The 15,714-nt window shown below is 31.5% G+C and carries 15 protein-coding genes; 2 read left to right on the forward strand and 13 right to left on the reverse strand.

All coding sequences use genetic code 11. The features are described from left to right. Entirely contained in the window at positions 1-405 is a 405-nt protein-coding gene (locus CRN98_RS12710; protein WP_097027801.1) for a hypothetical protein, read from the forward strand. Positions 406-491: 86 nt separating this feature from the next. On the opposite strand, the gene CRN98_RS12715 is transcribed toward CRN98_RS12710, so the two are convergent. The 9 genes from CRN98_RS12715 to CRN98_RS12755 all read right to left on the reverse strand — a co-directional run bounded on the left by CRN98_RS12715 (position 492) and on the right by CRN98_RS12755 (position 13,329). Next, positions 492-2,111, reverse strand: coding sequence for a vanadium-dependent haloperoxidase (locus CRN98_RS12715; RefSeq protein ID WP_097027802.1), 1,620 nt, complete (start codon positions 2,109-2,111; stop codon positions 492-494). A gap of 343 nt (positions 2,112-2,454) precedes the next feature. Further along, positions 2,455-3,510, reverse strand: a complete 1,056-nt coding sequence (locus tag CRN98_RS12720; protein ID WP_097027803.1) for a hypothetical protein — start codon at positions 3,508-3,510, stop codon at positions 2,455-2,457. Positions 3,511-3,597: 87 nt separating this feature from the next. Further along, positions 3,598-4,284, reverse strand: coding sequence for an early set domain-containing protein (locus tag CRN98_RS12725; RefSeq protein WP_097027804.1), 687 nt, complete (start codon positions 4,282-4,284; stop codon positions 3,598-3,600). Between the two features lie 403 nt (positions 4,285-4,687). Further along, positions 4,688-6,826 carry a bifunctional metallophosphatase/5'-nucleotidase gene (locus tag CRN98_RS12730; RefSeq protein ID WP_242960944.1) on the reverse strand — a complete coding sequence of 713 codons (2,139 nt, stop codon included), beginning with the start codon at positions 6,824-6,826 and terminating at the stop codon, positions 4,688-4,690. Between the two features lie 86 nt (positions 6,827-6,912). After that, complete coding sequence (locus CRN98_RS12735) at positions 6,913-8,385, reverse strand: methyl-accepting chemotaxis protein (protein ID WP_097027805.1); 1,473 nt, start codon at positions 8,383-8,385, stop codon at positions 6,913-6,915. A 443-nt stretch (positions 8,386-8,828) separates the two neighbouring features. Next, positions 8,829-10,772 (reverse strand): ABC transporter permease, encoded by a 1,944-nt coding sequence (locus CRN98_RS12740; protein ID WP_097027806.1) that lies wholly within the window; start codon positions 10,770-10,772, stop codon positions 8,829-8,831. Next, the gene (locus tag CRN98_RS12745) at positions 10,765-11,532 is read right to left on the reverse strand and encodes an ABC transporter ATP-binding protein (RefSeq protein WP_097027807.1); all 768 of its coding nucleotides are present in this window, start codon (positions 11,530-11,532) and stop codon (positions 10,765-10,767) included. The genes CRN98_RS12740 and CRN98_RS12745 overlap by 8 nt, the downstream gene beginning before the upstream one ends. A 110-nt stretch (positions 11,533-11,642) precedes the next feature. Next, positions 11,643-12,656, reverse strand: a complete 1,014-nt coding sequence (locus tag CRN98_RS12750) for a sensor histidine kinase (protein WP_097027808.1) — start codon at positions 12,654-12,656, stop codon at positions 11,643-11,645. A 1-nt stretch (position 12,657) separates the two neighbouring features. Then, the gene (locus tag CRN98_RS12755) at positions 12,658-13,329 is read right to left on the reverse strand and encodes a response regulator transcription factor (protein ID WP_097027809.1); all 672 of its coding nucleotides are present in this window, start codon (positions 13,327-13,329) and stop codon (positions 12,658-12,660) included. Between the two features lie 210 nt (positions 13,330-13,539). Here CRN98_RS12755 and CRN98_RS12760 point away from each other — a divergent pair, with 210 nt between their 5' ends. Further along, a complete protein-coding gene (locus CRN98_RS12760; protein WP_242960948.1) occupies positions 13,540-13,659 on the forward strand; it encodes a hypothetical protein in 120 nt (39 codons plus the stop codon). A 198-nt stretch (positions 13,660-13,857) separates the two neighbouring features. Here CRN98_RS12760 and CRN98_RS12765 read toward each other — a convergent pair whose 3' ends face one another. From CRN98_RS12765 to CRN98_RS12775, 4 genes are all read right to left on the reverse strand, one after another. After that, on the reverse strand, positions 13,858-14,466 hold the full coding sequence (locus CRN98_RS12765) for a DUF5105 domain-containing protein (protein ID WP_097027810.1): 609 nt from the start codon (positions 14,464-14,466) through the stop codon (positions 13,858-13,860). Positions 14,467-14,746: 280 nt separating this feature from the next. Further along, positions 14,747-15,076, reverse strand: a complete 330-nt coding sequence (locus tag CRN98_RS12770) for a hypothetical protein (protein WP_097027811.1) — start codon at positions 15,074-15,076, stop codon at positions 14,747-14,749. Positions 15,077-15,125: 49 nt separating this feature from the next. Further along, the gene (locus tag CRN98_RS17765; protein ID WP_179632134.1) at positions 15,126-15,287 is read right to left on the reverse strand and encodes a hypothetical protein; all 162 of its coding nucleotides are present in this window, start codon (positions 15,285-15,287) and stop codon (positions 15,126-15,128) included. 77 nt (positions 15,288-15,364) lie between these two features. Next, positions 15,365-15,568 (reverse strand): heavy-metal-associated domain-containing protein, encoded by a 204-nt coding sequence (locus tag CRN98_RS12775; protein ID WP_097027812.1) that lies wholly within the window; start codon positions 15,566-15,568, stop codon positions 15,365-15,367. Positions 15,569-15,714: the final 146 nt, after the last annotated feature.

Genomic DNA, 15,714 nt, shown 5'->3' on the forward strand with positions numbered 1-15,714 from the left:
ATGAATATATTAACATTGACTTGCAATATAGTTATTCCTATAATAATGATTTCCATAGGAATTTTATATAAATGTAATTTATATAAAAAGATAGACAAAACATTAGATTTAATTATACCTATAGCAATGGTTTTTACTGGCTTTTCAGATGGTAAGAGAGAGAATTTTTCTAAAGATACAAATACATTTGCTTTGGCTAATAGAAAATGTAGTTTAATATGGAGTATTTCAGGAGTATGTACATTGCTACTTACTATAATATTGTTAATATTATATAAATCTGCTGTTTATAATATAAGCGTTATCTTATTAGAAATTGAATGCTTAATATTAGTTGCGGTATTTATTACTGTAGAATATATTTTAAAAAGAAATTTTTATAAAAAAAATAATCAACAATGTTAATATTTAACGTCACAACTGAAAAATTATAGAGGTCTACTTGAAACTGATTTAAAATTCACTTTCAAGTAGACCTCTTATTATATTTTTTAAATTATTACTCTTGTACCATCAAATTTTGTGAATGAAAACCCATGAAATTCTTCATTGTAGGTGTTTCTATAGTCCTGAAGTAATCCTATTGCCACAGCTTCTCCTAGCTTCATACCCTCTAAACCATCTGAACGCCAGTGGACACCTGCAAAATCTCGTGCAAGGGAGATATTAGCAGCAAGCTTATTTAATTCTTCCCCTACTTTTAGATTACTCTTAAGATATGGCTGTAGCTTAAGCCCATCGGCGCTGGCTACTACTGGATTAGGAATAATATAATCCTCATTGAAAAATGCTTTTAAAATAGTTACCTCTGCTCCAATATGAGCTGCATGGCCTGCAGGGTATGCCGGATGAGTTGGGCATCCTTCAGGATAAGCCATAGGCAGAAGGTAAGTTCCATATTTTTCGAATACTACCTCCAATACCTTCGAATCTAATAATTCTGGATTAATTGAATACCTTGCGTCACGTGGCTTAAGATTTTGTACCCATCCCCCAAACTCTTCGGGTCTTAATCTTCGATGCACCAAAAACTTTTGGAACCAGGCTGCTTCAAGAGCCATCCTGGATGCACGAGTCACAAAATCCAAAACATGTGGAGAACCAAAGGTAGCGAACCCCTCCTGGGTTTTTGAGAACAAATAGGGATTACTTAAAGATAGAGCTCCTTGTCCAAAGCCTAGTAGTATCGAGCAAGCCGCTAGTCCTGCCTGAATGCTGCTGTCTTTATGGACATATTCGCCCAGGTCTCTACCATTACTAATATATCGAGGTACTGGATCAAGTTTTAATGTTGAAGATGGCGCCTGTCCATTCTGTATATTAAGCCATTCATTATATGAAGTCATATAATCGATTTTTCCCACAGGTACAACGTATTTCTGTTCTATAGTTTTTGCCCCAAAGGGAATATCCTTCAATAGGAACTGTGAAACATATGGGCCTTCCAAAGCGCCAGGTACATTACCGCGGAATAGTGTTTCCGTGGTAACTTTACATTTGCACTTAGGACCATCAAAATCTGAAAACTTTGATAAATCCTCAGCTGCAGCCTTAGTTATAAGGTTGGTGTCATAATCTACAAAAGGGACATCACGATTTAAAGCCATCCAATAATCCTCAGCCATTTCGCTCGCTTGTAGGACACTAGAAAAGCTCGGAGCCGGTGCTATAGTAAGATGATTAGAATCAGGTCCAACCATCTCATACGCATACGAGGCCTGAGGGTTAGAGAGTTTTCTAGTTCCACCTAGTGGTATCAACTCAAATTTTTCCGGATTCCCAGTAGTTAATGTCGTTATCCAAATGTTATAGGCCTCTAAATTTACTTCTCCTAACAAATTATGAGGTAAAGCCTTTGTATAATTTCCAGTTTTATTTGCATATATAAATTCATCTTCATTGCATCTTTGACCCTGAAGAATCAAGTTTTTCTGAAATAAAGCGGATTGAACTCGTTTTTCAAAGGCCTCAGCGCGCCTCTGTTCAGGCGTCAAAGGTCCAATCTCGCACTGATCTGTTATTGCATTATATTTAGGACATACGGACTTAGTAATACAAACTTTATCTTCGCCTTCATTGGTTCCTTGCTTCTTATCTTGCTTTTCTTCCACAATAATCACTCCTACTATTTAATTAGAATTTACTGTATTCGAATGATAAATATACTACATGAGTTAATTGTTCTATATATTATATGTATCGAGTGATTAAATTTCCATTCTTAATTTCAAATATTATATAATCCTATAACAAATTCAAAAATCGAGTAGGAGCTGAATAATTATTTTATTCAGCGACCTCTCACACCACTGTACGTACCGTTCGGTACACAGCGAGTAACTTTTCTTTAATTTTTAGCCAGTTGCCAATAATAAACGTTCGAAGTTCATCGACTCCCATACCATCAACACCATGACTTCCTTCAGATTCCACCTCACAGTGGACACCCTTGTCTTAAGCTAATACAGGTGTCATGCCATTGTTATTTTCTAGGCTATTCTTATCTTTTCCATACTCATTACGTGCGTTTTGTATAGTTCCATTAATTTCATCATATCCATCTTTAACTATGTTCTTTATATTAGCTGAAGCATTTTTTATGTTATCAAATACAATTTTGCTTGCATCTTTAACTTCAGTTATAACTGTTTTTGCTGTATCAATTACATTCTTGCTAACTGATACAACTGCCTTTTTAACTTCTTGAATTAAAGATAGTGAAGTTTCAATCTTATTCTTTATGTTATTGAAATTCTTCTTAACTTCATCATATCCTTTTGAAGCTGTATTTCTTATGTCTTTTATTGGTTCTTTTATGGATTCTACTCCATTTTTAGCCATTTGGCCAGTTTGAGTTACTTTATTTATAATGCCTTCATTTGGATTGTTCCACTCAGCCTTAATTTCATTCACTGATGTTCCAATTTTTCCTACTGCTTCTTGAACACCATTCTTTACTGAAATAGCTGTCTTTGCTGTTGTATCTATTAGAGATGTTGCTGAATTTTTAACATCTTCAGCTGCTTTTTTCAAATCGGCGGCAGTAGTTTTTACTTGCTTAAAGGTACTAGCTATTTGTGATGCAGTATCTTTTACTTTTTTAGCTACTGATTCTGATACGTCTTTTATAGTTGTTGCTACGACCTTAGCAGTATCAACAACAACACTTGAAACCGCCTTTACTGTTTTAATAACACTTTCACCTACAGAAACTGCTGTCTTAACAAATCTTGAAGCCTCACTAGCTACAAAAGAAAATTTATCAGCTACTGATTTAAAAAATCCTCCTATGGAACTCTTAGTTGTCTCTCTTTCTTTAGATGCAACCTTTGAAGAGTCTCCCACAGCATTAACAATTGAAGATTCATATTTGTCTTTAGCTTCTTTCATGTTAGCAATTTGTATATTTGAACTTGTATTGGAATTTTCCACCATTTTACCTTTGTTCTTATTATCATTGCTATTGTTGATAAGATTTGAATTTAAGTTTACATTGCTAGTTATTTTCATAACCTTTCACTTCCTTTTCTTTTTTATTTTTGAAATAATATATAATCACTGATAAGTGCTTATATCCTATAAAGCTAGATTAATAAACTAGTATCTTCCTCCTCCTTGCGGCGAATATACTGAGTTTTGGGTTAATTTAAATTCATCTTCTAATATGAATTCACCATCTATAAAAAATTTCATTGTCCAATTTCCAAAAATATATCTACGGGTATTGTCTGTTAAATCCATCCAAAACCATAGCATTATTGGTTCTTCATGATTTGGTGGCGTGAATAAATTATTCTCAGTTACTTGGAACAACTCTCCTACAGGTGTATACCATGCTGTTGTTACAGTGTGTAATCCTGTTACATTGGTAAATTCAAATCTTGTTACTATTTTTTTATCTAAAGTTATATTAAAAACTTTTTTATTTACGATATTTTCTTGCTCACTTACTGCAGAGCCTATATTGTATTTCTCTATATGTGTTGTATACTGGGTATTATTGTACAACCTTTGATTATTTTCATTAATCTTGACTATAGACCAAAGCTCTTCATTATCATCTGGGAAATATATATTTGCAGTCGAATCATTAAGCTTTAATTCTCCATTAATAAGAAATTTATATGGATGCTCACCTGTTTGCAAATCACACTTAAATATCCATTTATTATTCTCTTTAACCATAGCCCCTTTGCTAGGATCATAACCATTAAACTTTCCTATTACAGATATGGTCTTAATTGGCAGGGATTTACTTTCTTCATATTGAAAATTTACTTCCATAATAAAACACCTCCTATATGTTATAACGTGATGCGGATATTTTTAGAATATTCTGTATATTATCTATATCGTTAAAATTATATCAAACTTTAACTTTTTATATATAATTACCATGGATATTTTTGAAAGTTTTAAGTAATGATAGGTTATTAAAGTTATCCTAGCACTTAGCAATTCTAAAACTTCTTTATTTAAGGTTTTCACCTTCGCTTAAACGTGAAATTACTTGACCATCACAGGAAAATTCACAGTCCTGCTTCATCTTATGAAAGCCATACAACAAGATTGGAATTAATATCTTCGGTTTAATAAATGCACATAAAGAGGGAGTGCTTATTTTAGAAGAATATAATATTTCTAACTCAGTTCTTATATTCATAGAATTCATACAATTATATGAGCATCATTTTAACCATTTACAAATACCTCCATTTAATAATCTTGTAATCGCAAAAATAATTAAGCATCCTATAACTGTAACAACAGCATAAACTCCTAAGGCAATATTATTGGGGTGACTAAGTAATGCATAACTACTTTTATTATTATCAACAATCTTTCTGCCTTGAAGATTATTGTAATAATCAGGAATCCTTGAAACACTATCTATCTTATCAAAGGACTTAATATATTCTGCAATTGCTGTCCATTCCTTTACTTCATTATTATGACCACTAACATTATCATTAATAATATGAGCTTCAAAATCAGTGATAGGCTTACCATCTTTAGTTTTAGGAACAATTTTTAATAATCCAAAAGACTTTTGTCCTACAACTGAAAGCATCTGAGCAGAATATAAGCCTGCCACAACACGATATAATTTTTTATCATCTATTTTCTCATATGTACCATCTGATTTTTGTAGTACAGCATTTGTAACTCTATTAAAAATCATTTTATTAGGATTAAATGTATAGCTAATACCTGACATATAGAGTTGTACACCGCTCATTATTGGTGAAATAGATGCATCTACCTCACAGACTGTCTTTAATTCTTTACCGGTTAGATAAGCGGAAGTTAAAGGATACCCTGCAATACCATCCTTACCTATTCCTAAAGAGCTTACTGCAAAAACATCCGCTACAGTAATGTCCCCTTTTACAAATGACTCTCGTATTGTACCTGATGGCACAATAGCAACATCAACAGGATCATAATTTAAACCTTCTGCTTTCCGTACAGCATACCTATAAGCATCACTAATAAGATTTCCCAAAGGCTCTTCTCCATGCTTACTTCCTATTTCTGATGAAGCTGTAAAATTAAAATCCGTTTTTGCTAATACTTCATCAAATTTTAATCCAAAATTATCTAAATATTTTTGCTGTACTAAACTTTTAAAACTTCTTATTTTATTGGAAATATTAGTATCTTCTGCTAGACTTGAATCTATCTGCTTAAGATTATAACTATCAAGTTTCCAGCGTTTTTTTGCATTTTGTGAAATTTTCATAATACCTAAGTTCTCGACGTATTCTCCACATGAAGCAATTATAGTGTTTCCAACCACAATAGGCTCTGTTAATTTTGAATGAGTATGTCCACTTATTATAACATCAATTTCTGGAACCTTTTTTGCTAATATTTCGTCTTCAGATTTTGACTTATCTTTGTCTATACCAGAATGTGATAGACAAATAATAAGATCTGCTTTTTCTTTTTCTTTTAATATATTAACTACTCTTTTGGCATTTTTAGCAGCATCAGTAAACTTAACTTCAGACATAGGTGCATTGGAGGCTGAATCTTTTCCCATCAAACCAAAAACACCAATCTTGATGCCATCACGTTCTATTACAGTATAATCTTTTATACCATACTCCTCAGCAGCTTCTTTCAAATTTGAAAGCGATTCAGTTAAATTTCCATTCTTATCTTTCGGAAATGTCATGTTAGCCTGTACAATTTGTGGTAACTTATCACCACTTTTAACTGCAGCCTTTAAGCTTTTAGTAAGTCCTTCCGCTCTAAAATCGAATTCATGATTTCCAAGAGTTGTAACATCATAGCTCAGCTCCCCTAACATTCTAAGTTGAGGAGCATCACTAGCATATATGGATTGAAAAAGTGTTCCCATAGAAAAATCTCCTGCATCTATTAATATAGAGTTAGGATCTTTTTTTTTTTCTGCATCTATAGCACTTTTCAACTGTGCATATCCACCTAATTGCAAAATTTTATCATTTTGTTTAACCTTAGAAGGAAGAAAGTGATCGTGCATATCATGAGTAAAAAGTATGGTCAAGTTTTTTTCATTTTCTTCTGCAAAAACTTTAATTATATTAGAGGGTTGTATAATTGTAATTACAAGTCCTGCACAAATTATTCTTAAAAATTTCTCTAAATGATTTTTCAAAGTATACCTCCATCGATATTGAATTCTTAATATTTTTTGAATTACTCGTTTTATAGCAATAAGCATATTTTCACGCTCTAATACTCTGTCGAGTAAGTTACTGGTATCATCTAATTCATCGTTTTCTCTTTCTCTCTTTGTAAACGCCAAATTTTCATTAAGCGCCCATGCTGGGGGCACATGAAAAAACCCTCGGCATTTCTGTCGAGGATTTCACTGGTGGAGACGAAGCGTGACCTTTTAAGTCCACCACTTATCCTACAAACCTACATCTTTTCACCATGTTTAGATTGACCTAATTGATTTAAAGTTTCACTCGAGTTCTTAATATGAGTTACTACCATATAAACATCTTCTACACTTGTCGCCTGTTCTTCAGAGGCAGCAAGCATTTCTTGAGATGAGGCTGCTGACTCTTCTAATATACTTGCAATGCTATCTATCTCTTTTCGAATATTAGAAAAAATACTAACTGTATTTTCAATCATATCTAATTCTTTAGCTATGTAGCTATTGATTTGATCAAAAGAACTTTTTGTTTTTTTGAAGCCCTCTCTTACATTTTCTACAATAGCTAAGCCTGTCTTGACTGCTTCATTCTCTTGATTGGACTTTTGCATAATATTATGGGTTTTATTCTTTATTTGATCTATAGATTGATTGATTTGAATCACAGTATTTGCACTTTCTTCAGCAAGTTTTCTGACTTCATCTGCAACAACCGAAAACCCTTTTCCCGAATCTCCTGCACGAGCAGCCTCTATAGCGGCATTTAAAGCTAATAAATTTGTTTGCTTAGCTATCTGGGTAATCCCTTCTAAAGAAGAATTTATTTCATCCATATAATTATTAAGTTCATCGATATTAGAGCGAGATTCATTGACTGAGTTAATAATATTCCCCATTTGCTTGTCCATCAAATGAATACCCTCATTACCCTCTGTTACAACTATAGAAGCTGCTTCAGATATTTGCATAAGTTGCTTAGAGAATTTGTTTATATTAACTACTCTCTCATCTGCCTCCCCCATCATGTCACTAATCTGCATAACACTATTAGATTGCTCTGCAGCTCCATCAGCAACTTCATTTAAAGTCTTCACAAATGCATTACTACTGTCTTTTATCGTTTTTATATTTTCATTACAATCTCCAATCTGTTCATTAAGAGTTGCTGAAGTTTGCTTCATGGTCTCCATTGCTTTTTCTAGGTTTTTTGTGAATTCTCTAACATTATGTTTTTCTTTCTCTGCTAAAGCCATAAAGCTATGACCCCATTTAGTTAAAAAATATAATCCTACACAAGAAAATAGATAACAGGCTAAATTAATTGCAAAGACATCTAATGTAATGGGATGTAAAAACTGCACTACACTGATTTCTATGATACTAACAGCCCCTATTATGATCAAAAACTTACTTTCTAAGTAGATTGAAGCAAGTACAAGCCCAAGTAAAGAAAATACAGCTGCTTGATCAGGTTTATCGAAAGAAAAAGTACCAATTATAATAATAACTGCTAACATGCCTAATAGTGTTACAATCTTTGTATTTACTTTTCTAAATAAGGCTATTCCTACCATAATTAATGCTATAAACTCCATTGCTACCACATGATAGCCAGAAAAAATATGAAATATAGTCATAATTAATATGGTTGGTAATGCTAATATTAATAATATAAATAAAAGCTTATTGATTTTATTCTGATAGTTTAATATTATATTTTCTTCATTCATTTCTTAGTTTCCTCCTTAGTCTTCATAGATTCAATCCACCTTAATTCAATCTTTTTGCTATTCTTAATAGTTATTGATCACTTCCAATAATTATCGTACATTCTAATATTATACATATAAATACAAAATAATCATAGAATTAAATATCTATATTATTATCGTGATACAAAATTTCTTTATGTAATTATACTTATCGATTCTATTTTAAATTTATTTAGAGCCTCTAAGAACTTACCTGCTGGATCTTTCTGAAATTTGATATAGCCGGTGGAGCTACCCTCACAAACAAAAAAATACAATCGCCTGTAGGCAACCCTTTAAGCTACCTAAAGGCGGTTCGTGATTTTTTTGGTGGAGGCAAAGCGTGACCTTTGAAATCCACTACTTTATATTATAAATCAGCTATAAATAACATTTTCTGAAATTGTATTAATCAGTACCACTTATTCAACAATTTTATAATACACTCTCGCAGTTAAAGAGAATACAATTGCATAAATTACTGCAAAAACAAGGATTGTCATTAATGTGGAGAGCATAAATAAAGATACATTTTTCAAATTTAGAACTGCAAGAAGCTTTGTAATCATCGGAAATGCAAAAGCAATATGGATTACTGTAGCAGCAAGAGGCAGGAAAAATACCATTAATACTTGACTTCTAATAGTTTTCTTTATTTCATGTTTACTCATTCCTACTTTTTGCATGATCTCAAAGCGTTCCTTATCATCATATCCTTCAGATATTTGTTTATAATAAATTATGAGCACTGTTGCCATTAAAAATAATGCACCTAAAAAGATACCTAAAAAGAACAAACCACCATATACCATAAAGAAGTCTTCCTTGCTGCCTGCAGAACTATCAATATTGACTTTTATGTTATTTTTCTTAAATTTATCATTCAACTTATTAGATAGGAATAAGATATCCTTATCTGTGCCTTGAACATTAGTCCCAATTGAATACTCTTTATGTCCCTCTTTTCCTAATACATCTATATCATTTACAAACAGTACATAAGTATCTACTATATCTTCCATATCATTTTCTAATGCTGATACAGGTTTATCTAATGCTTGTTTGATCTTAAAGGTTTTGTCTTCAATGGTAATGTTATTCTTATCATAATTCTTTACTTTTGAAAAAATGACTGCTTCATCATCAGCAAGGGTAATATTCTTTCCTTCCAATCTGTTATAATCAGAAATAGGAATAAGCGTAAGTACGGAAACATTTGAGCTATGATCTTTTTCGTTTGATAATTGAAACTTATCATCTTTTTTTATAGCTGCATAGCTATTATCCCAATAGCTAAGTTTATCTTTTATGCCTATATTAGTATTTTTTGCTTCAACCTCTAAGATTTCATCTAGCTTTTGTGCCTGGCTGTTTGTAATCTGTGAAGCACTCATTACTAAATTTCTTGGAAATCTGGTTTTTATAACATCTTCCATTCCTACATATAAAGCAACAGTAGTGGAAAGCATCACAAGCACTGCAGTACTTAAGATACAAATATTCGCAAGTCCCACTGCATTTTGCTTCATTCTGTACATCATTCCAGAAACGGAGATGAAGTTACTTGTCTTATAGTAAAACCTTTTATTTTTTCTAAGAGCCTTTAATACTGCAATACTTCCTGCTGTAAAAAGGGCATAGGTCCCTATCATAACTAAAATAACTGCGAAAAAGAACAAACTTAAAGCCGAGAGTGGTGATTGAACCTTTAGTGCAATTCCATATCCAGTACCAAGAGCTATCACACCTATAATAGTCATAATCCATTTGGTTTTTGGCTCTTTTTCTCCATGCTGTGTACCTTTTAGAAGTTCTATAGGCTTTAACATTCTAATTTGAACTAAATTTGACAACAAGGCTGCAAAAAAAATACCTATAAAAAGGATTAAAGTTTTTATTATAGATGGTAATGAAACATAAAAGCCAAAGGATACTTTAAAATTAAGAATCTTTAAAAGCAGAAGAAACATAAGTTTATTCAGGATGATCCCACAAATAAGTCCAACTGCTAAACTAAAGACTGAAGTAAAAATGAATTCAAAAAACAGCACCTTAGCAATATGCTTTTTCTCAAGACCTAACACATTATACAGTCCGATTTCTTTTTTACGCCTTTTGATCAAAAAACTATTTGTGTAAAAAAGAAATATAGCTGAAAAAACTCCTATTACTATTGTTCCTAAACGTAGTATGGTTTTTAAGCTCTCAGAGCCACCTGTACCCTCCAACCCTTTATTTATTGAAAGAGCATGCATTATATAAAACATTGCTATGGTACATATACAGGTAATGATAAATGGAAAATATGTCTTACTGTTGTTTTTAATATTTATTGCCGCTAACCTGGGATAAAATAGTCTACTCATTTATCCCACCTCCAGTAGTAATGACTGTAAGTGTATTTGAAATTTTTTCGAACATTTCCTCATTAGACATTGAACCTTTATAAAGCTGGTGAAATACTTCTCCATCCTTAATAAAAAGTACTCTTCCTGCATGGCTTGCTGCTTTAGTACTATGGGTAACCATAACGATGGTTTGTCCCTGCCTATTAATTTCGGAGAATAATTTTAATAGCTGGTCTGTAGCTTTCGAATCAAGGGCCCCTGTTGGCTCATCTGCCAAAATGAGCTGTGGTGCTGTAATCAAAGCTCTAGCAACAGCAGCCCTTTGCTTTTGCCCACCAGATACTTCGTATGGGAACTTCTCTAATATATCTTTTATACCTAATTTCTCAGCGATAGGCATTAATCTTCTTTCCATTTCCTCATAGGACTTTCTAGATAAAACAAGCGGTAAAAATATATTATCTTTTAAAGAAAATGTATCAAGTAAGTTAAAATCTTGAAATACAAACCCTAAATTATCTCTACGAAATGCAACTATTTCACTTTCTTTAATTGCTACAATGTTTTTATCCTGCAGTAAAACCTCACCACTAGTAGGCTTATCTAAAGATGCCAGTATATTAAGCAATGTAGTTTTTCCTGAGCCGGACTCTCCCATAATTGCAACATATTCACCATTTTCTACTGAAAATGTTACATTGCTTAGCGCTTGAACTTGATTCCCACCAAATCTTGTAGTATATATTTTTTTTACATTATTTACTTCTAATAACTTCATGCTTTTTCCTCCTCATCAACTTGACTATACTCTAATTATAAGAAAAAGAGAAATGTCCAGCCATAACTTTGCCTTACATTTCTCCTTTTAACCTTACATTAATGTAAGGTTTATTCGATTATAGTTTTTATGGAAGAAAGGTCGATTTTTACTATTGTCCCAACGTTAATCTTAGACTCAATGGTTATTTTATGTGAAAGCTTATCTAATATCTTTTTGCAAAGATAAAGTCCAATTCCAGTTGCCTTTTTATCCATTCGTCCGTTATACCCAGTAAAACCCTTTTCAAATACTCTAGGCAAATCCTCTTCTGCAATACCTATTCCTGTATCCTCAATTACAAGTACCTTTACTTCAGTATCCTCCATATATATTGATATTTTCCCACTGCTTGTATACTTTAGAGCATTAGAAAGTATTTGTTCAATTACAAATACCAGCCACTTTTCATCTGTTAATACAGTACAATCCATTTCTTTTAGCTCAAGTACTATATTCTTTCTAATAAACATGTAAGCATATTTTCTAACACTCTGCCTTACAATATCTAATAAGCTATAATTTTGAAGAAGTAAATCCGATGCTGCACCATCTATTTTTAAATAGCCTAGCACCATTTCAACATATTGCTCAATTCTAAAGGTTTGTGTTAACAACTCCTTATTTTCTTCAGTGTGATTACTTTGCATCAGTAATCTCATTGCAGCAATCGGAGTTTTAATTTGATGTGCCCAAAGTGTATAATAATCTATCATTTCTGCGTGCTTAATATCTATCTTTGACATCAGTTCCCTACTTTGATTATAAAGTGTCCTCAAAATATTTTGGTAATCAGCTTCAATCAAATTGTTAGCTGATGGGATTTTATCTAACCCCGTGCTGATTTGTTTTTCAAGAATGCATAGCTCATTATGTTTTTTATAATATTTAATGAAATCATAAACTATGAAAAAAGTCCCCACACAGGCTGATAAAAAAAGTGCATATACAATTGACTCAAGGGGTAAAGAATATAAAGAAAAAATCATAAAAAATATAGAAAGAAAAACACTGTCCATTACTATTGTTTTCTTGTGATCTATAATATACAATAATACAATCCGTAAAAAAGATTTTTTTTTCATATTATTCCACCATATACCCCATACCCTTTTTTGTTTTAACAAAATCACAAATGCCAGCATCTGCGAGCTTTTTTCTCAGACGAGTAACATTAACAGTTAAAGTATTATCATCTATATAGCTATCACTTTCCCAAAGCCTTGTCATAATATCATCCCGCGAGATGGCTTTACCAATATTTTCAAATAAAATTTGAAGGATCTTAAATTCATTTTTCGTAAGTTCAATTTTATTGTTTTTATATTCGAGGATTGCACTACTAAGATTTAAAACTATACCGTTATGCTCTATTACGTCCATTTTTCCTCCAAAAGAATATGTTCTTCTGAGTAGTGCCTGAACCTTTGCTACAAGAATATTTAAATCGAAAGGCTTGGCAATAAAGTCATCGCCACCCATATTTACGGCCATAATAACATTCATGTTCTCAGACATAGAGGAAATAAAAATTATAGGTACACTTGATATTTTGCGAATTTCGCTGCACCAATGATAACCATTGAAAAACGGTAAAGATATATCCAAAAGCACAAGATGTGGATCAAACTGGACAAATTGTGCAATAACATCTTTGAAATCAACTATAAATTCAGTTTCATAATTCCAATCACATAAAATATTTTTCATTGATTTTGCAATTACCATATCATCTTCAACAATCAAAATTTTATACATATTATATTCCCACACAATTCCTTATTAATATTTAATTTCCTCATTATTATATCATAACTATATATATCCTTACCTTATCTCCTGCTAAAAATAATCTCCAACATAAAATTATACTTAATTATTAAATAATTTCACTAATGATATATAACTAGTCTCTAGCTTTTAGGCTTTCTACCATAAGTTACTTTTACTACTATTGGATATGGCGATATAGTACCAGTAACTACATCAGCTAAAGTAGTAACTGTAGTAATTTCCATAACAAGTGTACTTTGTTTAACTGTATTTTTAAGTAGTATTTTATCATATAAAGAGAAATTTAATTTATAAAATCTATATTAAAGGAAATCGTGTGGATATATGATTAGAGAATGAGAAAGTTATAAATTTAATGGGAACATTAAAATATGAATCAATTATATTAGGAATAACTTATTTGGTAGAACCAATGTTTTCATTAAAATTTACATAAAAAATAAGCATGTGCTATAGAAGCCCATGCTCATCTTTATTTTAATGCCATTTACTTTATTTAGTTTTAGTAGTTTTATCTTCTCCGGATTTTGAATCAAATACTGAAGCATCTATGTTTATAAGCAATTTTGTTAATGAATCGTCACCATTAATTTTCCATTTGCCATCTACTTTAGTTAGAGAAATATCTCCTGTTCTATCTGTAAATTTAACGTTATTGAAACATTCTATAAGTAATTTGTCATATACTTTCTCAGTTTCTTCTTTAGTAGGTTCCTTACCAGAAAATGCTTCGTTAAATGCTGCAGCCAAAGCTTTTTGCATATAATCTGCCATTACACCTGCAACATCTGGACCATTTACCTTTACATTAACAGTAGCCTTGTCCCCTTCTATCTTTTCAGAATTTATAGTATAAGTTAATTTTTTCATTGATTCAGTTAACTTTTTACTAGACTCATCTTTATTTGTTTCTGCTGCTTTACTTTCACCCTTATCAAAGGTTTTATTTAATAAACTTGAAAAGTCACCATTTTCTCCTTTTTTAACTTGTTCTAAATATTCCTTAGTTGTGTCAGATGGTGATTTTGTTCCACACCCATATAATCCAATTAATAGTGTGAAAATCAATAAAAACGGAACTAATTTTCTAAATTTTTTCATTGTTATCCTCCTAATGCTGATTTAATACTTCGTTCATATTTTATACTCGCCATTCTATTTTACCACAAAATTTTTGCTTGTGGATAATATTATGGAATTTATATAGTAATTTTTGTCCTGGGGTCTACCCTTGGGGCCAGGCCCCTGGGATAAATTGTAAACATTTTCAAGAAAAAGAAAAAGAGCCCCTAAATCCTTAAGAAGCTCTTTAAAATATTAAATCTAATCATTAATTATACATTTAGAAAAGAAATCTATCTATGGGCAGATGCCTTTTTTATTATTTTGAACTCTTAAAATCATCAATAACTTTCTTCATTTTACTTGCATCTTCAACATAGCCAGAAGCTTTTGTCCACAATTCTTTTGAAGGAATTACTTTTTCTATTGTACCGTAAGCTTGTTTTACTAAAGGAATATTTATAATATTTGTACTTTGAACTGACATTAATATAAACCAACAAATAGCTATTAAGGCTATTATTTTTATTACACTACTTATTACTTTTATTAAAATATAAAAAGCAATAATAGCCATGATTATTAAAATTAATGTATTGGTTGTTATATGCGGTAATTGTTGTTGAATTAAATTATTTACATTTTCCATTTATATACCTCTTCCGTTTTAACATAGTTAGCAATATTTTTTAACAAAATTATTTCTTCTTTTTCAACTTGTCTTCTGCTTGTTTTATATTCTCATAAGCTCTAAAGTTAAAGAAAATTTTTCTTTCTTCCATGATTTCTCCTTTCATAAGTTCCTTTTGTAGTATTAACCCCATCATATACCATTTTAACAAACCTCTCAATTTAATCAATTGAAATTCTTCTAATAAAAAAGCACCTGCTACTTTGCAGATGCTTTATAAACTTGCCACTTGTCATGTGGGTGGCACTATTGAATTTGGTATCCTGTATGTTCGATACAGTTTTTAATTTGCTGAGGATCTGCTGGTGGATTATATTCTACTTCAACTGTTCCTCTAGCAATATCTATAGCTACCTCCTGCACTCCTTTTATCTCATCCAATGCATTACGCAATTTAGTTTTACTTTCAGAATTTACAAGTCCTGAAACGTTACAATGTACTGTTTGCATTTTATCTCTCCTTTCATAACTATATACTTTTCAATATTAGTATGAAATTAAAAAGAGATTTTTATTCGCTTTACATAATTGCTTAGGGGCCAGGCCCCTGGGATAAAATGTAAAAACTTCCACTATAATTTATTAATGTTACATCT

The organism is Clostridium peptidivorans, from assembly GCF_900205925.1.
Classification (GTDB): domain Bacteria; phylum Bacillota; class Clostridia; order Clostridiales; family Clostridiaceae; genus Clostridium_AK; species Clostridium_AK peptidivorans.

What these genes read in the sequence shown, in the direction of transcription:
- CRN98_RS12725 (WP_097027804.1), bottom strand. Translation starts at nt 4,284, where the DNA reads ATGGAAGTAAATTTTCAATATGAAGAAAGTAAATCCCTGCCAATTAAG.
- CRN98_RS12755 (WP_097027809.1), bottom strand. Translation starts at nt 13,329, where the DNA reads ATGTATAAAATTTTGATTGTTGAAGATGATATGGTAATTGCAAAATCA.
- CRN98_RS12765 (WP_097027810.1), bottom strand. Translation starts at nt 14,466, where the DNA reads ATGAAAAAATTTAGAAAATTAGTTCCGTTTTTATTGATTTTCACACTA.
- CRN98_RS12770 (WP_097027811.1), bottom strand. Translation starts at nt 15,076, where the DNA reads ATGGAAAATGTAAATAATTTAATTCAACAACAATTACCGCATATAACA.
- CRN98_RS12745 (WP_097027807.1), bottom strand. Translation starts at nt 11,532, where the DNA reads ATGAAGTTATTAGAAGTAAATAATGTAAAAAAAATATATACTACAAGA.
- CRN98_RS12735 (WP_097027805.1), bottom strand. Translation starts at nt 8,385, where the DNA reads ATGAATGAAGAAAATATAATATTAAACTATCAGAATAAAATCAATAAG.
- CRN98_RS12710 (WP_097027801.1), top strand. Translation starts at nt 1, where the DNA reads ATGAATATATTAACATTGACTTGCAATATAGTTATTCCTATAATAATG.
- CRN98_RS12750 (WP_097027808.1), bottom strand. Translation starts at nt 12,656, where the DNA reads ATGAAAAAAAAATCTTTTTTACGGATTGTATTATTGTATATTATAGAT.
- CRN98_RS12740 (WP_097027806.1), bottom strand. Translation starts at nt 10,772, where the DNA reads ATGAGTAGACTATTTTATCCCAGGTTAGCGGCAATAAATATTAAAAAC.
- CRN98_RS12775 (WP_097027812.1), bottom strand. Translation starts at nt 15,568, where the DNA reads ATGCAAACAGTACATTGTAACGTTTCAGGACTTGTAAATTCTGAAAGT.
- CRN98_RS12720 (WP_097027803.1), bottom strand. Translation starts at nt 3,510, where the DNA reads ATGAAAATAACTAGCAATGTAAACTTAAATTCAAATCTTATCAACAAT.